18 protein-coding genes are annotated in these 19970 nt (G+C 73.7%); 3 read left to right on the forward strand and 15 right to left on the reverse strand.

The window, feature by feature from the left end; genetic code table 11:
* Window positions 1–90: 90 nt before the first annotated feature.
* Window positions 91–1158: an ABC transporter substrate-binding protein gene (locus AC3WRM_RS04530; RefSeq protein WP_492247432.1), complete on the reverse strand. Its 1068-nt coding sequence runs from the start codon at window positions 1156–1158 to the stop codon at window positions 91–93.
* Between the two features lie 122 nt (window positions 1159–1280).
* Window positions 1281–1757, reverse strand: coding sequence for a nucleoside deaminase (locus AC3WRM_RS04535; protein ID WP_492247431.1), 477 nt, complete (start codon window positions 1755–1757; stop codon window positions 1281–1283).
* 108 nt (window positions 1758–1865) lie between these two features.
* Here AC3WRM_RS04535 and AC3WRM_RS04540 point away from each other — a divergent pair, with 108 nt between their 5' ends.
* Window positions 1866–2792 (forward strand): XdhC family protein, encoded by a 927-nt coding sequence (locus AC3WRM_RS04540; protein WP_492247430.1) that lies wholly within the window; start codon window positions 1866–1868, stop codon window positions 2790–2792.
* On the opposite strand, the gene AC3WRM_RS04545 is transcribed toward AC3WRM_RS04540, so the two are convergent.
* The 12 genes from AC3WRM_RS04545 to AC3WRM_RS04600 form a co-directional block, all read right to left on the reverse strand.
* A complete protein-coding gene (locus tag AC3WRM_RS04545) occupies window positions 2789–5563 on the reverse strand; it encodes a molybdopterin-dependent oxidoreductase (protein WP_492247429.1) in 2775 nt (924 codons plus the stop codon). The two genes, AC3WRM_RS04540 and AC3WRM_RS04545, sit on opposite strands and share 4 nt — an antisense overlap.
* Window positions 5560–6366: an FAD binding domain-containing protein gene (locus AC3WRM_RS04550; RefSeq protein WP_492247428.1), complete on the reverse strand. Its 807-nt coding sequence runs from the start codon at window positions 6364–6366 to the stop codon at window positions 5560–5562. The genes AC3WRM_RS04545 and AC3WRM_RS04550 overlap by 4 nt, the downstream gene beginning before the upstream one ends.
* Window positions 6367–6369: 3 nt before the next feature.
* Window positions 6370–7248 carry a MurR/RpiR family transcriptional regulator gene (locus tag AC3WRM_RS04555; protein ID WP_492247427.1) on the reverse strand — a complete coding sequence of 293 codons (879 nt, stop codon included), beginning with the start codon at window positions 7246–7248 and terminating at the stop codon, window positions 6370–6372.
* 41 nt (window positions 7249–7289) lie between these two features.
* Window positions 7290–8564: an allantoate amidohydrolase gene (locus AC3WRM_RS04560; protein ID WP_492247426.1), complete on the reverse strand. Its 1275-nt coding sequence runs from the start codon at window positions 8562–8564 to the stop codon at window positions 7290–7292.
* Complete coding sequence (locus tag AC3WRM_RS04565; RefSeq protein WP_492247425.1) at window positions 8561–9775, reverse strand: pyridoxal-phosphate-dependent aminotransferase family protein; 1215 nt, start codon at window positions 9773–9775, stop codon at window positions 8561–8563. The genes AC3WRM_RS04560 and AC3WRM_RS04565 overlap by 4 nt, the downstream gene beginning before the upstream one ends.
* Before the next feature lie 35 nt (window positions 9776–9810).
* A complete protein-coding gene (gene allB, locus AC3WRM_RS04570) occupies window positions 9811–11148 on the reverse strand; it encodes an allantoinase AllB (RefSeq protein ID WP_492247424.1) in 1338 nt (445 codons plus the stop codon).
* An 8-nt stretch (window positions 11149–11156) separates the two neighbouring features.
* Window positions 11157–12560, reverse strand: coding sequence for a nucleobase:cation symporter-2 family protein (locus tag AC3WRM_RS04575; protein ID WP_492247423.1), 1404 nt, complete (start codon window positions 12558–12560; stop codon window positions 11157–11159).
* Window positions 12561–12591: 31 nt separating this feature from the next.
* The gene (pucL, locus tag AC3WRM_RS04580) at window positions 12592–13494 is read right to left on the reverse strand and encodes a factor-independent urate hydroxylase (protein WP_492247422.1); all 903 of its coding nucleotides are present in this window, start codon (window positions 13492–13494) and stop codon (window positions 12592–12594) included.
* Between the two features lie 2 nt (window positions 13495–13496).
* The gene (uraH, locus tag AC3WRM_RS04585) at window positions 13497–13802 is read right to left on the reverse strand and encodes a hydroxyisourate hydrolase (RefSeq protein ID WP_492247421.1); all 306 of its coding nucleotides are present in this window, start codon (window positions 13800–13802) and stop codon (window positions 13497–13499) included.
* Window positions 13799–14290: a 2-oxo-4-hydroxy-4-carboxy-5-ureidoimidazoline decarboxylase gene (gene uraD / locus AC3WRM_RS04590; protein ID WP_492247420.1), complete on the reverse strand. Its 492-nt coding sequence runs from the start codon at window positions 14288–14290 to the stop codon at window positions 13799–13801. Before uraD ends, uraH begins: the two co-directional genes overlap by 4 nt.
* Window positions 14291–14377: 87 nt before the next feature.
* On the reverse strand, window positions 14378–15901 hold the full coding sequence (locus AC3WRM_RS04595; RefSeq protein WP_492247419.1) for an AtzH-like domain-containing protein: 1524 nt from the start codon (window positions 15899–15901) through the stop codon (window positions 14378–14380).
* Window positions 15898–16992 (reverse strand): acetamidase/formamidase family protein, encoded by a 1095-nt coding sequence (locus AC3WRM_RS04600; protein ID WP_492247418.1) that lies wholly within the window; start codon window positions 16990–16992, stop codon window positions 15898–15900. The genes AC3WRM_RS04595 and AC3WRM_RS04600 overlap by 4 nt, the downstream gene beginning before the upstream one ends.
* Before the next feature lie 84 nt (window positions 16993–17076).
* Here AC3WRM_RS04600 and AC3WRM_RS04605 point away from each other — a divergent pair, with 84 nt between their 5' ends.
* A complete protein-coding gene (locus tag AC3WRM_RS04605) occupies window positions 17077–17769 on the forward strand; it encodes a YoaK family protein (protein ID WP_492247417.1) in 693 nt (230 codons plus the stop codon).
* A gap of 10 nt (window positions 17770–17779) precedes the next feature.
* On the forward strand, window positions 17780–18493 hold the full coding sequence (locus tag AC3WRM_RS04610) for a DUF1684 domain-containing protein (RefSeq protein WP_492247416.1): 714 nt from the start codon (window positions 17780–17782) through the stop codon (window positions 18491–18493).
* Window positions 18494–18589: 96 nt separating this feature from the next.
* Here the strand turns inward: AC3WRM_RS04610 and AC3WRM_RS04615 are convergent, their stop codons facing one another.
* Complete coding sequence (locus AC3WRM_RS04615) at window positions 18590–19954, reverse strand: dihydrolipoamide acetyltransferase family protein (protein ID WP_492247415.1); 1365 nt, start codon at window positions 19952–19954, stop codon at window positions 18590–18592.
* Window positions 19955–19970: the final 16 nt, after the last annotated feature.

Consider the following 19970-nt stretch of genomic DNA (forward strand, 5'->3'; position numbering starts at 1 on the left):
GACGGTTCTTGGGTGTGAGGTCCGGGGCTGTTGGTGGGCCCCCCCCCCCCCCCCCCCCCGGCCGGCGTCGTCAGGTTGCTCACGCGGTCCTCACTTGGCGAGCTCGGGCTTCTCCTTGAGCAGCTCGGTCAGCGGCTCGAGGTCGAACAGGTCGTCGGCGGAGATGTCGATGCCCGCCGCCTTGAGCGACGTCAGGTTGGCCTGCACCAGGTCGTCGCTGATCGTGAAGATGCCGTTCTTGGCGGTCTCGTCGGTGTTGACGAGCAGCTCGCACTGCTGCTTGGCCTGCGCGATCTCCTTGTCGAGCTCGAGCGGCGGGTCGATGTCCTTGCCGTAGGTGTCGACGGCGAGCTTGGCGCCCTTCTCGTACCCGGCCTCGCCGTCGCACGCGTCCTTCCAGCCTCGGATCTCGGCCTCGAGGAACGCCTTGACGTAGTCGGGCTTCTTCTCGAGCGTCTCGTCGGTCGTGATGATGCTCTCGGCGACGAACGGCAGGTTGTTGTCGGCGAAGGAGAGGTCGACCGTGTCGAAGCCGTGGCTCTTGACCAGCAGCGACTCGTTGGTGACGTAGGCGACGAGGCCGTCGATCTGCTTGTCCTCCAGCGGGGCGACGTCGAAGCCGTTCGGGACGATCTCCACGTCCTTCTCGTCGATGTCGTTCGCGGCGAGGAACGCCTTGAAGAGGCTGAGGTTCGGGTCCTGGACGCCGATCTTCTTGCCGATGAGGTCCTGCGGCGTCTTGATGTTGCCCTGGTCGGCCAGCGACAGGATCGAGAAGGGGTTCTTCTGGTACGTCGCGCCGATGATCTTGAGCGGGAAGTCGGAGTTGGTGATCGCCGAGGCCGTGGAGACGGCGTTGCTCAGGCCGAAGTCGGCCTTGCCGGTGGCGACGATCTCCTCCTGGGCGACCGGCCCGGCGAGGAAGGTGGCCTTCCCGAGGCCGGCGTCCTTGTAGTAGCCGGCGCTGTCGGCGATGAACTCGCCCGCGAACTCGGCGTTCTTGATCCAGGAGAACTGGACGGTCACGTCTCCGAGGCCGTCGCCCGACGACTCGTCCGCGGAGTCAGAGCTCGAGCCGCACGCGGACAGGGCGAGGGCGGCGGCCGAGAGCACCGCGGCGACGCGCGCACTGGTTCCTCGGCGGATGGACTGGTTCATGACTGTGGTACTCCCTGGCTCGAGCAGCGTGCGCTGCTGACGATGAAACCCCCGTTACAGACCGAGACGTTATGAGCGTCGCGTTCCGCTCCTGACGCAGTGGCATTACGCCTGCGTAAATCTCAGTAGGCCGTGCGCGCGGCGTGGCTGAGCCACGCGTCGAACGGCGACGACGCGTCGGCCGTGCGGGTCGCCTCGACCGTCGTGCCCCACGTCGCACGGTCGCGCGAGAAGAGCTCGTAGAACTCGCGGTCGTCGAACCCGCCGCGGGCGGCGTCGTCGCGGTCGGCGGCGAACACGACCCGGTCGACACGCGACCACAGCGACGTCGCCAGGCACATCGGGCACGGCTCGCAGGAGGAGTACAACGTCAGTCCTGCCAGGGAGAAGTCGCCGATCGCGCGGCACGCGGCACGGATCGCGACGACCTCCGCGTGGGCGCTCGGGTCGAGGTCGCGCGTGACCCGGTTCTGTCCCGTGGCGACCAGCTCGTCACCCTTGACCAGCACCGCGCCGAAGGGTCCGCCGCCCTCCGCCACGTTCTGCGTGGCGAGGTCGACGGCCAGCGCCAGCCACGTCGTGTCCTGCTCGTCGGCCATGGTCGACTCCCTCTCTCGTGGTCCGCGACGCGATCGTCGCAAGAGGGTGTTTCGTGGGCGTTTCTTCATCGTCCCCGCGATGAAACACTTGTCCCGCACCCTGGTCCCGTGCTCGACATCGCCCCCACCCTGCGCACCTGGACGACCGAGGGTCGCCGCGTCGCCGTCGCCACCCTGGTCGCCGTGCACGGCAGCGCACCGCGCGCGGTGGGCGCGGCCCTCGCGGTCGACGACACGGGTCGCGTGGTGGGCAGCATCTCCGGCGGGTGCGTCGAGGGCGCGCTCGTCGCCGAGTGCGAGGAGGTCCTCGCGGGAGGACCGACGAGACGGCGTACCTACGCCGCGGGCGACTGGCTGGAGCCCGGCCTGATGTGCGGCGGGTCGATCGAGGTGCTCGTGTGCGACCTCGCGTCGCTCGACGCGGACCAGTGGTACCAGGTCGAGTGCGCCGCCGGCGGGCGGTCCGCGACCCTGACCCTCGCCGGGACGAGCATCTCGGTCCACCGGCCGCCGGAGCTCGTGGTCGTCGGTGCCGTGGAGTTCGCGGTGGCTCTGTGCGCGCTCGCCGCACGGGCCGGCTTCGCCGTCACCGTCCTCGACCACCGCGCGACGTTCGCGACGAAGGAGCGCTTCCCCGACGCGACGGCGGTCGTGGCGTCCGGCGTCGAGGAGTGGTGCGCGGCCCGGACGTGGTCGCCCGACGACGCCGTGTGCGTGCTGGGCCACGACCTCGAGCGCGACACGGTCGTGCTCGCCTCGGCCCTCGAGGGCGGAGCCGGCTACGTCGGCGCGATGGGCTCGCGGGCCACGCACGAGCAGCGCGTGCGCGCCCTCGACGGCGTCGACCTCCGCCGTCTGCGCTCCCCGATCGGTCTCGACCTCGGCGGCTCGAGCCCCGAGCACACCGCGGTGGCGATCCTCGCGGAGGTGCTGGCCGTCCGCCACGGCGGCTCGGCGCAGCCGCTCTCCACCACGACCGGCCCCATCCACCGGCCGCAGGAGGGTCCGGGCCGGGCTGACGGCCGACCCGTCTAACCCTGGCGCTGCGCGGCCGGCGGCGCGTCGGAGCCGGTCTGCGCGAGCCGCCAGACCCGGTCACGACTCATCGGCAACGTGCGGGGACGAGCGCCGAGGGCGTCGGTGATCGCGTTGGCCAGCGCGGGAGCCACCGGGTTGTACGGCGCCTCGCTCATCGACTTCGCGCCGCGCGGCCCGAGCTCGTCGTGGGTGTCGGCGAAGAGCACCTCGGTCGGGGGCACGTCGGCCATCTGCGGCATGCGGTAGGAGCGGAAGGTGCGCGTGACGACATGGCCGTCCTCGACCACCACCTCCTCCTGCAGGGCCGACCCGATCGCCTGGGCGACGCCGCCCTCGACCTGGCCCCGCAGCTGCTCGGGGTTGATGACGACACCGGCGTCGGCGGCGTGCACCGACTGCAGCACCCTGACCTCGCCCGACGTCGGGTCGACCGCGACCCGGAAGCCGTGGACGTTGAAGGCCACCGAGCGCGGGCTGCCGTCGTGGGTGCCCTCGGCCGACAGTCCCTCGGGCACGACCTCGCGGAAGGTCAGGAGCGACCCGTCGGGCAGCCGCACGCCGTCGCGCTCGAGCGTGCAGTGCCCGCGCGCCACCCCGGCCGCGCGCGCCGCGAGCGTGAGCAGCTCGGCGTGCAGCCGCTCCGCCGCCACGTGCACCGCCTTGCCGGCGACGACGGAGCCCGCCGACCCGTAGGCACCGGTGTCGTAGCCGGACGTCGCGGTGTCGCTCTGGCGCACCCGGACCCGGTCGGGCGTGGTGGCCAGCTCGGTGGCCGCGAGCTGGACGTGCACCGTGGTGGTGCCGTTGCCGAACTCGGCGGTGCCGACGGAGACGGTGTAGCGACCGTCGGCGTCGACCGCCACGGACACGTCGGTGAAGTGCCCGCGCGGCGGGATGGTGGCGATCATGGCCATCGCGACGCCGCGTCCCGTGGGCCAGCCCTCGGGAGCGACGTCGCCCCGCCCCGCCCCGAGCGCCGCGTCGACGAGGTCGAGGCACTGGTCGAGCCCGTACGAGCCGTACTCCAGGTCGTCCTCCTCCAGCGCCGTGACCACGAACGGGTCGCCAGGCACGACGGCGTTGCGACGGCGCAGCTCGACGGGGTCCATGCCCAGCTCGGCGGCGAGGTCGTCCATCGCGGACTCGATGCCGAACATGACCTGCCCGAGCCCGTAGCCGCGGAAGGCGCCCGACGGGAGCTGGTGGGTGTAGACCGCCTCGGCGTCGACCCGCTTGTTGGGGCAGCGGTACTGCGCGACCGACTCGTGGCAGCCGTGGAACATGACGCCCACGGCGTGGTTGCCGTACGCGCCGGTGTCGGAGAGCACGTCGAGCGTGAGCGCGGTCAGGTGCCCCTCGGCGTCGGCGCCGAGCGTGACGCCGACCCGCATGGGGTGGCGGCACGGCACGACCGTGAACTGGTCCTCTCGGCTCAGCTCGTACTGCACGGGGCGTCCGGTGCGCAGGACGGCGAGCCCGATGACGTCCTCGACGAGCATCTCCTGCTTGCCGCCGAACCCCCCGCCGACGCGGGCGGCGACCACGCGCACCCGCTCGCGTGGCAGCGACAGCACGTGCGCGAGCTCGTCGCGGACGAGGAACGGCACCTGGGTGCTGGTGCGCACCACGAGGGTGCCGTCGTCGGCGAGCCAGCCCCGTCCCCCGTGCGTCTCGAGCTGGGCGTGCGAGACCCGCGACGTCTGCCACGTCCCGGACACCACGGCGTGCGCCGAGGCGAGCGCGGCCTCGACGTCGCCGTGCTCGTCGTGCAGCTGGGCGACCACGTTGCGCGTCGGCTCGGCGATCCGCGAGACGACCGCGTCCTTGTCACCGTGCACGAGCGGCGCCCCGGGCCGTCGCGCGACGTCGGGGTCGAGCACCGCCGGCAGCACCTCGTACTCGACGTCGACGAGCCGGCACGCCTCCTGCGCGGTCGCGACCGTCTCGGCCACGACCACCGCGACGCGCTGGCCCGCGAACCGCAGGACCGGGTCGAGCATCCGCGTGTCGTCGGGGTCGTCGAGGCGGCTCTGGTGGCGGCCGGTGGAGTAGAGGACGTCGGGGGCGTCGTGGTGGGTCAGCACGAGGTGCACACCGGGCAGCGCCTCCGCGCGCGACGTGTCGATCGACGTGACGCGGGCGTGCGGGTGCGGGCTGCCGAGGACCGCCACGTGCAGCAGGTCCGCCGGCGCCTCCAGGTCGAGGGTGAACGGCTCCTGCCCGGCCACGACACGGCACGCCGCCGGTGCCGCGACCGAGGCGCCGAAGGCCGCGCCGGGAGCGGCCTCGCCGACGTTGGTCCGGCCCGCGAGGGCGTCGCGGACAGACCGGTACCCGGTGCAGCGGCACAGGTTGCCCTTCATCGAGCGGCAGAGGTCGTCGTGGGCGAGGCCCTCCGGCAGCGTGGAGGCCGTCACGACCATGCCGGCCGTGCAGAACCCGCACTGGAACCCGGCTGCGTCGACGAAGCGCTGCTGCACGGGGTGCAGGTCGTCGGGCGTGCCGAGGCCGGACGCCGTGGTGACCTCGCGACCGGCGGCCCGCACCGCTGGGAAGACGCACGCGTGTGTCGGGTCGCCGTCGACCAGGACGGTGCAGGCACCGCAGTCGCCGGCGTCGCAGCCCTTCTTGACGTCGAGGCGGTCGTGGTCGCGCAGGTAGGTGCGCAGGCACTGGCCCGGCGCCGGGGCCGTGGTGACGCTCGAGCCGTTGACCCGCACCTCGAACGTCCCTCTCTCGACGGGACGGCTCTCGACCGGACTGCTCACGCCAGCTCCTCCACGACCTCGAGCGCGCACCGCAGGGTCTGCGCCGCGCGCCAGTCGGGCGCACCGTGCGGGTCGTCGTACCAGCGGTCGATCGTGGCCACCGCGGTCGCGACGTCGGCCTCCGTGGGAGCAGCGCCGAGGTCGAGCACGTGGGGACGGCGGGTCGAGGCGGTCACGCTGACGTGCACGCCGCCGTCCGGCTCGCGTCGTCCGACCAGCACGGCGCCCGAGCGGCCCATGGAGGTCAGGGCGGCACGACGGAACGCCGTCGTCGCGTCGAGCGACGTCCGCGACACCTCGAACGCGCGCACGAGCTCGCCGGGGCCCAGGGCCGTCCGGCGCACGTCGGTGACCAGCGCGGCGACCGGCACGCGACGCTCGCCGTCGGGGCCCCACACCACGGCCACGGCACCGAGGCCGGTCAGCAGCGAGGTGGCACCGCCGGCCGGGAGCGCCAGGCACACGTTGCCACCGACGGTGGCCCGCCGCGAGACCTTGCTCGACATCACGAGCGCCTCGACGCACGGACGCGCCACCGCGAGGCTCGGGAGCCCGGACCGCTCGGCGTGCGCGACGAGGTCGAGGAGCGTGCAGGTGGCCCCGATCGTCAGTCGGCCGGTCGACCCGTCGCCGAGCTCCCAGTCGGGCCAGCCGAGCGCCGTCAGGTCGACGAGCCCGGTGGTCGTCACCTGCGGCTCGGAGAACAGCCAGGTGCCGCCGGCCAGCCAGGTCTCCCCCGGCGCGAGCCGGAGGTCGTCGGGGCCGTCGGGCAGGCGGAAGGACTCCACGGTGTGCAGGTCCACGGCTCAGTCCTCGATCTCGCCGAGCGCGCGGTAGGCCGACGCGATCGCCGCGACCCGCTGGCCCGCGGCCGGACCGAGCGCGTCCAGGACCCGCGACGACAGCGCCGCGACGACGCTCATCGCCGCCGCGTAGCTGTCGAACGCGACCTGCGTGGCAGCCCCGCACTCGATCCAGACGTCACCGGGGGACGCGAGCCGCCGACCGGACGGGTCGGCCATGAGCACGACCGTGGCGCCCTGCGACCGGACGAGGTCGAGCAGCCCGGCGATCTCCGGCGGTCGGCGGCGGAACGCGACCACGACCACGACGTCGTCGGCACCCAGCCCGACCACCTCGTCGGACAGCGACTGCCCCGGCGACGGCGCGACGCAGACGCCACGGCGCACCTGCGTCAGCTGCTGGGTCAGGTGGAGCGCCACCGGGTAGCTGTTGCGCATCCCGACGACGGTCACCGTCGCGGCCCCGGCCAGCAGCCCCGCAGCCTGCTCGATCGCACCCTCGGCCGCGGTGAGCACGCGGTGCAGGTGCTCGACCTCGGTCTCCAGGTGGCGCGCGACGGTCGGCGGGGCACCCACGGGCACCGGCAGTCCGGCGTTGCGCAGCACGAGCAGCTGGTCGCGGACCTGCGTGAAGTCCTCGTAGTCGAGGCGGCGGAACAGCCGGCTCATCGTGGCCTTGGAGACACCGGCCAGCTCGGCGAGCTCCGACGCGCGGTACATCGCGAGGTCGTGGAGGTGCTCGAGCAGCACGTCGGCGGCACGGCGCTCCTGCGGCGCGAGGTCGGCGTACTTCTCGGTGATGCGCACCTCGATCGGGCGCGCGCCCTCGCCGGGGGACGCCGACGGAGCCCCCTGGCCGGCCGTCGCGGGGCTGGATGTCACAGGGCTGGACGTCGAGGCGCTGGACGTCACGGGGCTGGAGGTCATCGTGCCGCGACCTTCGCCGCGACCTCGAGGACCGCGGCCTCGAAGGCGTCCAGCCCGCGGGCGACGTCGATCTCGCGGACGTCCTCGTCGGGGTGGTGGCTCACACCGTCGTGGCAGCGCACGAACAGCATGGCCACGTCGGTGACCGCGCCGACGGCCATGCCGTCGTGCCCGGCGCGGCTCCACATCCCCATCGGCGTGGTGTCGCCCGTGCCCACGATGCCGGTGACGACGGCGTCGGTGAGCCAGGGTGCGCACGGCATCGCGGGCGCCCGGTGGGTCTCGGTCACGCGCAGGCCCAGACCCCGCGCGGCGCAGAGCCGCTGCAGCTCGACCTCGAGCTCCTCCCACATCGCGTCGCGGGCGGCGTCGGTCGGCGCGCGCAGGTCGAGGCTGACCTCGACGTGCCCCGCGATCACGTTCACCGCGCCGGGGCGGGCCTCGATCCGGCCGGTGGTGGCGATGCAGCCCGACGGGCGGACCATCCGCTCGATCGCCGTGATGCACTCGGCGGCGCCCACCATCGCGTCCTTGCGGCGCTCGTAGGGCGTCCCGCCGGCGTGGCGGGCCTCGCCCACCACCTCCAGGACGAACCGGCGCGCGCCGGCGATCGTGGTCACGTACCCGAGCGACGCGTCGGCCTCCTCGAGGTAGGGACCCTGCTCGATGTGCGCCTCGAGGTAGCCCACGAGCTCCTCGGGTCGCCGCGCGGCGTCGCCGACGGCGCGCGGGTCGAGGCCGAACTCCTCGAACGCCGTCCGCAGGCTGGTGCCGCCGGCGTCGTGGAGGTCCCACCAGGCCGGGTCCCACGTGCCGGCGGCCGCGCAGCTGCCGAGCAGCGCCTTGCCGAACCGCGTGCCCTCCTCGTCGCTGAACCCGACCACCTCGAGGGCGAACGGCAGCTCGTCGACCCGGTCGCCGAGCCGCTCGGCGACCGCGATGCCCATGAGCACGCCGAGCATGCCGTCGTAGGACCCGGCGTCGGGGACGGTGTCGAGGTGGGAGCCGAGCAGCAGGGCGGGCAGCCCCGGCGTACGACCCTCACGTCGGCCGTACTGGTTGCCGGCCGCGTCCTGGCGCGGGGTCAGCCCGGCGCGGGTCATCCACCGGGCGACGACGCGGTTGACCGCGGCGTGCTCCGGCGACAGGTAGACGCGCTCCAGGTGCTCGGGGTGGGAGGAGTAGAGGTCGAGCTCGGCGCAGCGGGCGAGCACCTCCGCCGCGGAGCCGACCGCGGAGCCGCTCGTGGGCAGGTCCGTCGAGGCACTCATGCGTACACCTCCTGGGCGGCGCCGACGCCTGCGCCAGCCGTCACGGTGACGCCACCGGCCCGCAGCACCTGCTCCAGGACCGCGAGCGTGACGAGCACGGCGTCCTTGCGGGCGTTGTAGCCCATCGTGCCGATCCTCCACACCTTGCCGTGCAGGGGTCCGAAGGAGGTGCCGATCTCGATGCCGAAGTCCTCGAGCATCGCCGCCCGCGCGGCGTCGCCGTCCACGCCGTCGGGGATGTGCACCGCGACGATGTTGCTCATCTTGTGCTCGACGTCCCCGAAGACCTCCAGCCCGAGCCCGCGCACCCCGGCGAGCATCGCGGCTCCGTGCAGGCGGTGCCGCTCGACGGCGGCGGCCATCCCCTCCTCCACGAGGAGCCGGGCGCACTCGCGCGCGCCGTAGAGCATCGTCGTGGCCTCGGTGTGGTGGTTGAGCCGTCGCGGTCCCCAGTAGTCCATGATCATGGCGAGGTCGAGGTAGTTCGAGGCGATGCGCACGCCGCGGGCGACGTCGCGGTCCTCCGCGATGCCCGTCTCGACGTGGCGACGACCGTCGATCACGTCGACGGCGCGCGGCGAGATCGTGATCGGCGAGGAGCCGGACGGACCGCCCAGGCACTTCTGCAGGCCGGCGGTCGCGACGTCGATCCCCCACGCGTCGGTCTCGAACGGGTTGCCGCCGAGCGAGGCGGTGGCGTCGCAGTAGAGGAGCACGTCGTGCCGTCGGCAGATCTCGCCGAGGTCGGCCAGCGGCTGGCACATGGTCGTCGAGGTGTCGCCCTGCACGACCGCCAGCACCTTGGGCCGGACCTCGAGGATCGCCGCCTCGACCTGCTCGGGCGCGAACACGGTGCCCCAGTCGGTCTCGATCGTGTGCACCTCGGCACCGCACCGCTCGCCGATCTCCGCGAGCAGGTGGCCGAACCGGCCGAAGACCGGGACGAGCACCCGGTCGCCCGGCTCCAGCAGCGAGACGAGGGCCGCCTCGATGCCGGCGCGCGACGTGCCGTCCACGAGGAAGGTCTGCTCGTTCGCCGTCGCGAACACCTCGCGGTACAGGCCCATGACCTCCACCATGTAGCCGGTCATGGCGGGGTCGTACTGGCCGACGAGCTGGGCCGACATGGCCCGCAGGACCCGCGGGTAGGCGGTGATCGGACCAGGTCCCATCAGCAGGCGGGGCGGGGGGTTCACGGGAGCGGTGTCCATGGGTCCTTCCATCGGTGGTGCGGCGAGGTGCGGGGTCACGACGACGGCCTGCCGAGCTGCCGGCCGTGGCGGTGGTCGACGTGGTCCACGTCGACCAGCTCACCACGCACGACGGTGCCCACGACCCGGCCTGCGAGGTGCAGTCCGTCGTACGCGGTGATCGGGTTCCTGTGGGCCAGCCGGGCGGCATCGACGTGCAGCTCGGCGGCGGGGTCGTAGACCGCGAGGTCGGCGTCGGCGCCGACGGCCACACGTCCCTTGTGCGCGAGGCCGACGAGGTCGGCGGTGCTCGTCGACATCCACCGGCTCAGCCGTGCCAGCGGGATGCCGCGGAGCCTCGCCTCGTGCGCCAGGACGGCGAAGCCGACCTGCAGGCCCGACACGCCGCCCCAGGCCTGCTGCAGGTCGCCGTCGCCCTTCTGCTTCTCCTCCACGGTCGACGGCGAGTGGTCGCTGACGATGCAGTCGACCAGACCCTCCTCGAGCGCCTGCCAGAGGGCCTCGCGGTTGCCGGCGTCGCGGATGGGCGGGCAGCACTTGAACTCCGGCGCCGCGTCGGGGATCGTCTCGGCGCTGAAGGTGAGGTAGTGCGGGCAGGTCTCGACGGTCAGCGGCAGCCCCTCCGCCCGCGCGTCGGCGATGAGGTCGAGCGCCCGCGCGCTGCTCAGGTGCAGGACGTGCACGCGGGCCCCGGTCTCCCGGGCACCGTCGACGACCTGGCGGATGGCGGAGACCTCCGACGCGTCGGGACGCGACAGCACGAAGTCGCGGTAGGCGCGGCTCGCCGGGGCCGGCGTGCGCTCCAGGATCGCGGCGTCCTCGGCGTGCACGATCATGAGCGCGTCGAGCCGGGCGACCTCCGCGAGGGCCGCGTCGAACGCGGCCCGGTCCAGCGGCGGGAACTCGTCGACGCCCGACGGGCTGAGGAAGCACTTGAAGCCGAACACCCCGGCGTCCCAGAGCGGCTCGAGGTCGGCGACGTTGCCGGGCACCGCGCCGCCCCAGAAGCCGACGTCGACGGCGAGCTGGCCCCGGGCCGCCGCGCGCTTGGCGGCCAGGCCCTCGAGCGTCGTGGTCGGCGGCACGGAGTTGAGGGGCATGTCGACGAGCGTGGTCACGCCGCCGAGGACCGCGGCCCTCGTGGCCGTGCGGAAGCCCTCCCACTCCGTGCGGCCCGGCTCGTTGACGTGCACGTGCGTGTCGACGACGCCGGGCACCACGAAGGCGGTGTCGGGCGCGCGGTAGACCTCGCCGGCGGGGACGTCGTCGAGGGGTCCGACGGCCGTGATGCGGCCGTCGGCGAGCGTCAGGGTCGCGGGACGGAACGCTCCGTCGACGAGCACGTGCTGGGCCTGGATCGCGTCGAGTCGCATGGGCGTCGTCAGTCCCTCGACCCGGCCGCCGGCGCGGCGGGCGCAGCGGCCGGCTCCGCGTCCGCACCCGGCTCGCCGCGGCGCAGCACGGTGAAGCACAGGTTGAGCGTGAACGCGACGAGCGCGGCGGCGCTGATCTCCGAGCCCAGGATCGTGGCGACCCAGTCGGGCGTCCTGCTCCAGAACTCCTCGTTGACGACCGGCAGCAGCCCGAAGCCGAGCGACACGGCCACGACGACGAGGTTGCGGTGGTCGTCGAGGTCGGCCCGGGCGAGCGTGCGGACGCCGCTCGCGGCGACCGTGCCGAACAGCACGAGCCCCGCGCCGCCGAGCACCGGGAGCGGGATGACCGTCACGAGCGAGGCCAGCACCGGCGAGAGCCCGAGCAGCACCAGGACCGCGCCCCCGGTGGCGACCACGAAGCGGCTCCTGACGCCCGTGAGCGCGACCAGCCCGACGTTCTGCGCGAACGCGGTGGCCGGGAAGGAGTTCAGCACGGGCGCGATCGCGGAGGAGATCATGTCGGCGCGCACCCCGTCGGCGACGCGCCGGGAGTCGACGGGTGTCCCGACGACCTCCCCGACGGCGAGGATGTCCGCCGTGGTCTCGACCATGATGACCACCATCACGACGACCATCGCCACGATCGCGCCGACCTCGAAGACCGGGGTCCCGAACGCGAAGGGCGTCGGCACGGCCACGACGCCGGCGTCACCGACGCCGTCGAGGCTGGTCCGACCGACGGCGAACGCCACCAGCGTGCCGAGGACCAGACCGAGCAGGACGGCCAGGCGGGCCAGCGCCCGGACCGACGTCATGACCAGCACGAGGGCCAGCGTGACGAGGCTGAGCACGAGGTTCGTCGGGCTCAGGTAGTCGGGGTTCTCGCCGCCGGCCACGGTCGGCTGCCCGGTGATCCAGCCGGCGGCGACCGGCATGAGGGACACCCCGATGACCGTGATGATCGACCCCGTCACGACGGGCGGGAAGAACCGGATCAGGCGCGAGAGGAGGGGCGCGATCGCGAAGCCCACGAGGGCGGCCACGACCACCGCCCCGGCGACGACGCGGAGCCCACGCTCGCCGTCGCTCTCGCCGGCGATGATGGTGACCATCGTCGAGACGGAGGCGAAGCTGATGCCCTGGACGAGCGGGAGGCGGGACCCGAGGAACGGGACGCCGATCGTCTGCAGGATCGTCGCGAGGCCGCTGACGAGCAGCGCGCACGCGACCAGCGTGGCCGACTCCGCCGGCTCCAGCCCGGCGGCACCACCGACGATGAGCGGCACCGCGATGATGCCGCCGACCATGGCCAGGACGTGCTGGAGGCCGTAGCCGAGCAGCTGCGGCACCGGCAGCACCTCGTCCTCGGGACGGGGCGTCGCTGCGTGCTCGCTCGCTCGTGCGGTCATCGTCGTGCTCGCTCTCGTGGGGTCGGTGGGCTCAGCAGAAGCCGGGCACGGTGGCCCAGGCCTGCGGGGCCTGCGGGGCGCCCTCGCGCTGGACGGTGGCCTGGATGAGCCCGTACGGGCGGTCGGCGGCGAAGAAGACCTCGTTCGGGTTGTCGAGCCCGAACAGCTCGAGGTCGACCAGGAAGTGGTGCTTGTTGGGGCACGACAGCTTGATCTCGGCGACGTCATCGAACTGCTCCAGGACGGCCCGCCCCATCGCGAAGATGGTCTGCTGCAGGGCGAGGGAGTGCACGCTCGCGAACGTCTCGAGCAGGACCGTCTTCACGGCGTCGTAGCGGGCGTTCCAGTCGACGTCGGTGCTGCTGTAGCGCCACCACGCCGTGACCGACGTGGCGAGGATGCGGTCGGTGGTCTCGCGCAGCGTCGTGTACTGGTCGCGGGGGAACCCGTGGAACTCCGAGCCGGTCGACTTGAGGACCGTCGCGTCCTTGAACCCCGCCAGGACCCACGTCTGCTCGCCGTCCTTTTGCACGAGGGCGGTGCGGACCTCCTGGCCCGTGCGGACGAAGGAGTGGTCGTGCGGCCGGCCGCCGACGGCGATGCGCTCCCACGCGTAGAGCTCAGCCTCCCAGCGTCCGCCGGAGACCCAGTCGAAGCTGGTGACGAAGTGCTCCCCCAGGGTCAGCAGGAACTGCTCGGGCGAGCCGATGCCGTGCTGCTCGGCGAAGGCGTACACGGTGTTCTTCTGCGTGTCGGTGGCGACGACCTGGCTGTTGTCGCCGTCGACGTGGCACGCCACGAAGTCGCCCCGCAGCTGCGAGGTGACGTTGAGGTCCTCGATCTCGTGCCGGTCGGTGTCGCGGGTGATCCGCACCAGCCGGTTCTCGGCCTTCCCGTACTGGTTCGGTCCCAGGACGATGTCGCCCGTCGCCATGGTCAACTCCCTCGGTAGGTGGTGTAGGCGAACGGGCTCAGCAGCAGCGCCACGTGGTGGTGCTCCTGGCCCGCCCCCGCCTCGAACGCGACGCGCACGACGGGGTAGAAGGTGCTGCGGTCCTGGTCGGCGAACCAGGGACCGGTCGCGAAGACGAGCTCGTGGACCCCGACGTCGACGGGGTCGTCGAAGCGGATGCGACCGTCGGCGTCGGTGGTCGCGGTGACCGCGTCGTCGAGCGAGACGACGAGGCCGGCCGCGGGGCGCCCGAGCGCGGCGTCGAGCACGTGGGTGGAGAGGGTGGTCATGCGAACGTGTCCTCCAGCCGCAGCAGGGCGATCTCGCGGAGCTGGCCTGCGGTGACCGCCAGCTCCGTGTCGGGGTCGTTCGTGAGCCGTTGCTCGAGCAGGGCGAGGATCTCGTCGGCGCTGCGCCCGGCCGCGCGCACGAGGAAGATCCGGTCGAACCGCTCCTCGTAGGCCGCGTTGCCCGCCGCGAGGCGCGCCGCGGTGTCGGCGGAGCGGTCGACACCGGACTGCTCGCGTCCGGAGAGGTCGGCGCTGCGACCCGTGCCGACGTGCCGCTCCCCGATGCGCGGGTGGTCGGCGAGCGCGGCCTCGACCTGCGCTCCCGTCCAGCCCGCGGCCAGCGCGTCGGCCCGTGCCACGAGCGCCGCGACGCTCCCGTAGGGGCGCCCCGCGACGAGGGCGTCGACCCACGCGTCGACGTCGGCGCAGGTGCGCAGCACGGCCTCGGCCTGGTCGGCGTCGGCCGTGTCGAACGTCGTGATGTCCACGTGGTCCCTCCCTCGTCCCGAGGAACGCTAGGACCATCGTGTTACGTCTCGTGCAACCCGCGTTTCATCCGGGTAACGGACACCGCCTCACGAGCGGAGCGGACCCGCCACGAGGTCGAGCAGGTCGAGGTCGCGGCGGGGCGGTCCCACGAGGCAGACACCGCACGGCAGGCCGTCGGCCGTGGTGAGCGGGACGCTGACCGCCGGGAGGCCGCCGAGCCCGGCCACGCAGGTCAGGCGCAGGGTGGCCGCACGCACCTCGCCGAGGTCGGCCCCCAGCTCCGGCGCCACCGTCGGTGCCGACGGCAGGACCACCACGCGGTCGCCGACGAGACGCCGCACCGCGTCCCGCGCCCGGGCGGCGTCGTCCGCGGCCTGCACGGCGGCGTCGTGGTCGATCTCGGCGGCCATCTCGAAGCGGCTCCGCACGTCGGCGCCCAGGGAGTCCAGGCGGGTGCGCAGCCACCAGCCGTGGCTCTGCCAGGCCTGTGCCGCCTGGTGCACCCGGAACACCTCCGGCCACTCCGCCGGCAGGTCCCAGGACTCCTCGACGAGGGTGCCGCCGTCACCGCCCCAGCCGGCGCCTCGCGGACCGTCCTCGAGGAACGTCTCGATCGCCACTCGCACGTCGGGCGACGCGAGAGCCATGAGCTCGGGCACCACCACGACGTCGCGCAGCGGGCGGGGCGCGGCGTCGGGCAGCAGCACGGCCCCGACCCGGCGCAGCAGGCTCGCGTCGCGGGTCATCCACCCCACCGTGTCGAACGACGGCGCGAGCGGCATCAGCCCGGCGGTCGGCACGCTGCCGTGCGTCGGTCGCATCCCGTACAGGCCCTGGTAGGCGGCGGGGACCCGGATCGAGCCGCCGGTGTCGGTGCCCAGCCCGACCGTCGCGTGGCCGAGCGCGACGGCCGACGCCGACCCCGAGGACGAGCCACCGGAGATGCGTCCGGGCGCCCGGGGGTTCGGCGGGGTGCCGAAGTGCGCGTTCGTGCCGGCCAGGCTGTACGCGAACTCGTCGGTGCGGGCGATGCCGCGCACCGACGCACCGGCGCCCAGCAGGGCATGCACGGCCCAGGCGTGGCTCGACTCGACGGGCGCGTGGGCGGCCCAGGTCGGGTTGCCGGCGCCGACCGGCTGCCCGGCGACGGCGAACAGGTCCTTCACCGCGACGCTCTCGCCCGACAGCGGCCCCGACCCGGGCCGGACGAGCGGGTCGCCGACCGCCCGCCAGACCCGGGTGTCGACGGCCGGCGCCGGCACCGCGACGTGCGCGGCCGTGACCTGCCAGCCCACCTCGGTCCGCTCCCACAGCTGCGTCTGCTGGCCCCGACCGCCACGCTCCGGCGCGGTCACCGCGACGACGAGCGCGTGGGTCGGGTCGACCACCCGCACGTGCACCTCGGCGATCGTCCGCCGCGGTGCACCACCGCGCGACCCGCGGAAGCGGCTGATCGTCTCGTGGCCGACGAGCAGGCCGGCGGCGTCGCCGCGCAGCGTGTCGGGACGGTCGGCGAAGAGGGCGTCGAGCGTCTCCAGGTCGTCGGACATGAGCGCCTTCTCGTAGGCCCAGAAGGCCTCGAGCAGCCCCTCGGGCGCGTCGTCGCTCACGCGAAGTCCGCCAGCCGGATCCGTGCGTGCACGCCCTTCACCACGTCGACCACCTGGCTGATGTCGAAGTCGGTGGACGCGCTCAGGTACGCGTACGCATGCCGGGGGTCCATCCCGTAACGCGCCTGCAGCAGCCCGATCGCCGCACGCACGCAGTTCTGGGTCGCGACGTCGAGGTCGGGGTCGAGGCCCGTCGGCACGAGGTACTCGCGGGTGCGGGCCAGGGGGCCGACCAGCTCGCCGAACTGCGCCACGGCCTCCTCGCGCGGCACCACGTCGAGGCGCACCGTCGCCCGCAGCGACGCCTCCATCGCGGTGAGCGCGACCTCCCCACCACCCTGCGCGAAGTGCGGGTCGCCGACGTAGGCGAGCGCGCCGGCCACCTGCACGGGCAGGTAGAGGGTCGCGCCCGCGGTGAGCAGGTTGATGTCGAGGTTGCCGCCGTGCGCACCGGGCGGCACGGTGTGCGGTCGCTCGTCGCCGTCGACCGCGACGCCCATGATGCCGAGGAAGGGCGCGAGCGGGAACCGTACGGTGCGCGCGTCGTCCGGGCCGTACGCCATCACCCCGGTGTCGCCCTCGGCGCGGGCGAACACGCTGAACACGTCGCCGTCGAGCGGGTACTCGCCGGGCAGCGCACCCTTGCCGTGCCGGTTCGAGACGACGCCGTACGGCACGCGCTGCTGGGCGTCGACGAGCGTCATGGCCAGCAGGTCGCCCGGACGTGCGCCGCGGACCTCGATCGGGCCGGTGACCACGTGCGGTCCGTCGACCCCGAACGTCCGCGGGTAGCCGGACGCGGCGAGCGCCACCGCGTCGTCGAGCACGTCGACGCCGTACGGCTCGAAGAACGCGCGCGGGTCGCGGCCCTGGTCCTCGAGGATGCCCTCGTGGCTGATCGTGTCGACCACGACCTCGTCGCCCGGGTCGACGGACAGCACGGCGCGGTCGGTGGCGCAGGGCAGGCGGCCCCACAGCACGTGGCCGGCCGTGGACGGCAGGTAGGTCGCGCCGGACGGGACGCCGGTGCCCGTGTGGAGGGGTGCGGCGTCGAGCGGCGTGCTGCGCGGGGGGCCCTGGTGGGTGGTCATGGACGGACACCCTAGAGACCCCATGTCACGGACTCGTGACATCCCGGCCACGACCCCGCCCGACCGCACCGTCAGAATCTGGGGATGCTGCGCCGCATCCCGTCCGACCGGATGAACCTCGTCCTCATGCTCGCCCTCACCTTCTCGACGGGGGTGATCGACGCGGTCGGCTACCTCGGGCTCGACCGCGTGTTCACCGGCAACATGACCGGCAACGTCGTGATCCTCGGCATGGCGGTCGTGGGCGCCGACGACCTCCCGATCCTCGGACCGGCGCTCGCGCTGGTCGGGTTCCTGGCGGGGGCCGCGCTCGGCGGTCGGGTGCTGAAGGGCGCGCGGACCGGGTGGTCGGCCCGCACGACGACGCTGATCGCCTGCGTCGGTGCGTCGATCCTCGCGCTCGGCGTCGTGCTGTTCGTGGTCGGCGACGAGGTCGGTCACGTGGGACAGGTCGTCATCACGACGCTGCTGGGCGCGGCGATGGGCCTGCAGGCCGCGACCGCCCGGTTCATCGCCGTCAAGGACGTCACCACCGTGGTCGTCACGTCGACGATCACGGGCCTGGCCGCCGACTCCGTGCTCGGGAACGGCAAGGGCGGCGGGTCGGGTCGTCGCGTGGCCGCGGTGGTGCTGATCCTCGCGGGTGCGGCGGCGGGCGCCGCGCTGCTGCGCTGGCACCTGGGGGCCGGCCTGCTGCTCGCGGCCGCGATCACGCTGGTCGTGTGCGTGGTGGGTGCGCTGCACGCGCGGGCTGCGGTCCCGGCGTCCGCATCGTAGTTTGGGCGGTGTGCTGCTGACCTTGGTCGACTGGCGGGTGCGCGTGGCCGCGCTCTACGAGCAGGTCCGCGCGGACCCCGACCCCGAACGGGGGCACGCCACCTGGCGGCAGGGTCGCGACGAGCTGTTCCGCAGCCACCCGCAGTCGCCGTTGCCGGCCCGCGACCCGCTGCGCGAGACGGGCCTGCCCTACTGGCCCTACGACCCGGCGTGGCGCTTCGAGCTGCCGCTCCTGCCCGCACCGACCGACGCGACGGACCCCGACGAGCGCGTCGTCGACGGGGGTGGCGACGGCGACGTGACGATGCGGCGGACGGGCAGGCTCGAGCTGCCCACCGGCTCGACGCTCGACGTCTGGACGCTCCTGCAGTACGCCGGCGGCATCTTCGTGCCCCTGCGCGACGCGACGTCGGGCCGCGCCGACGGCGCCGCGTCGTACGGCGCGGGACGCTACCTGCTCGACACCGCGAAGGGGTCGTGGCTCGGCGGGGGTGCCGGGCCCGCTGCAGACCAGCAGAGCGCGGCAGCCGGGCACGGCGGGGGTGCCGGGCCCCGGGCGGCAGTCGAGCACGGCGGGGGTGCCGACGGCGGCACGGTCGTGCTCGACCTGAACTTCGCCTACCACCCGTCGTGCCGCTACGACGACCGCTGGCGCTGCCCCCTCGCATCGCCGGGCAACACGATCACCGACGTCGTCGAGGCGGGCGAGCGCCTCCCCGCCTGACCCGGCGGGCGTCCCACCTCCAAGGGTGCGTCCCACCCCAGCACTGCGTTGGGGGGTTGCCCTTGGGGTTGGGCCCAACCCAAAGGGCAACCCGGGTCAGAAGGTGAGGGCGAGGGCGGGGTCGCGCAGGATCGACGCCACGTCGGCGAGGAAGCGCGAACCCTGCTGGCCGTCGACGACCCGGTGGTCGAAGCTCACCGCGAGCGTGGTGACCCACCGCGGCTCGACCCTCTCGTCAGCCCCGCCGGGTGTTCCCGTGACCCACGGACGCCGGTCGATCTGGCCGACGCACAGGATGCCGGTCTCGCCCGGGTTGAGGATGGGCGTGCCCGCGTCGACGCCGAACACGCCGACGTTGGTGATCGTGAACGTGCCGCCGCTCATCTGGGCCGGCTGGGTGCGACCCGCGCGGGCCGTGGCGGTGAGCTCGCCGAGCGCCTCGGCCAGCTCGAGCAGCGTCATCCGGTCGGCACCGGGAATGTTCGGCACCACCAGCCCACGCTCGGTGGCCGCGGCGACGCCGAGGTTCACCGACCCCTTCAGCACGATCTCCTGCGCGGCCTCGTCCCAGCTGGCGTTCAGCTCGGGCGTGCGGGTCAGCGCGAGGCAGACGGCCTTCGCGACGACGAGCGTCGGCGACACCTTGACGCCCGCGAACCGACGGTCGGCCTTGAGCCGCTCGACGAGCTCCATCGTCGCGCTCACGTCGAGCGTCACCCACTCGGTGACGTGCGGTGCGGTGAACGCCGAGCTGACCATCGCCTGGGCCGTCGCCTTGCGGACGCCCTTGACCGGAATGCGGGTGTCCCCGTCCGCGGCGGCGACCGGCGCCGACGCGGGTGCCGCGGCCTGCGGCTCGGGACGTCGGCCGGCGATGAACGCCTCGACGTCGGCCCGCGTGACGACCGGGCCGTCGCAGGGCACCTCGAGCAGGTCGACGCCGTGGTCCTTGGCCAGCTTGCGCACGGGCGGCTTCGCCAGCGCGCGACGGTCGATCGTCGCCACCCGGCCCGGTGCGGCCTCGACCGGCTCCGACGGTGCCGACGCCGACTCGCCCTTGCGCCGACGGCGACGCGTCGACGCGGTGCGCACGCCGTAGCCGACGAGCACGGGCTCACGCTTCTCCCCCACCGACTGCACCGCCGGCTCCCCCGCCGACTCCTCCCCGTCCACCGACTCCCCGTCGTCGACCAGCGACGACGCGTCGTCGGGGACGACCGGTCCCGTGGGGCCGCCGATCGCGATGATCGGCGTGCCCACCGGCACGGTCGTGCCCTCCGGCACCAGCAGCGCCGTCACCTCGCCCGCGAACGGGCTGGGCAGCTCCACGACCGACTTCGCGGTCTCGATGTCGACGATCGTCTGGTTGACCTCGACCACGTCGCCCACGGCCACGTGCCACGTGAGCACCTCGGCCTCGGTCAGTCCCTCGCCCACGTCGGGCAGCCTGAACTCGCTCACGACGCCACCCCCGTCG

The sequence above is a fragment of the Aeromicrobium sp. EU05-FHT14F07 genome (genome assembly GCF_058790455.1).

Bases quoted from the DNA above. Each gene is read 5' to 3' on its own strand.
- uraH (WP_492247421.1), bottom strand. From the start codon at position 13,802: ATGACCACCCTCTCCACCCACGTGCTCGACGCCGCGCTCGGGCGCCCC.
- AC3WRM_RS04560 (WP_492247426.1), bottom strand. From the start codon at position 8,564: ATGAGTGCCTCGACGGACCTGCCCACGAGCGGCTCCGCGGTCGGCTCC.
- pucL (WP_492247422.1), bottom strand. From the start codon at position 13,494: ATGGCGACGGGCGACATCGTCCTGGGACCGAACCAGTACGGGAAGGCC.
- allB (WP_492247424.1), bottom strand. From the start codon at position 11,148: ATGCGACTCGACGCGATCCAGGCCCAGCACGTGCTCGTCGACGGAGCG.
- AC3WRM_RS04600 (WP_492247418.1), bottom strand. From the start codon at position 16,992: ATGACCACCCACCAGGGCCCCCCGCGCAGCACGCCGCTCGACGCCGCA.
- AC3WRM_RS04535 (WP_492247431.1), bottom strand. From the start codon at position 1,757: ATGGCCGACGAGCAGGACACGACGTGGCTGGCGCTGGCCGTCGACCTC.
- AC3WRM_RS04605 (WP_492247417.1), top strand. From the start codon at position 17,077: ATGCTGCGCCGCATCCCGTCCGACCGGATGAACCTCGTCCTCATGCTC.
- AC3WRM_RS04565 (WP_492247425.1), bottom strand. From the start codon at position 9,775: ATGGACACCGCTCCCGTGAACCCCCCGCCCCGCCTGCTGATGGGACCT.
- AC3WRM_RS04530 (WP_492247432.1), bottom strand. From the start codon at position 1,158: ATGAACCAGTCCATCCGCCGAGGAACCAGTGCGCGCGTCGCCGCGGTG.
- AC3WRM_RS04575 (WP_492247423.1), bottom strand. From the start codon at position 12,560: ATGACCGCACGAGCGAGCGAGCACGCAGCGACGCCCCGTCCCGAGGAC.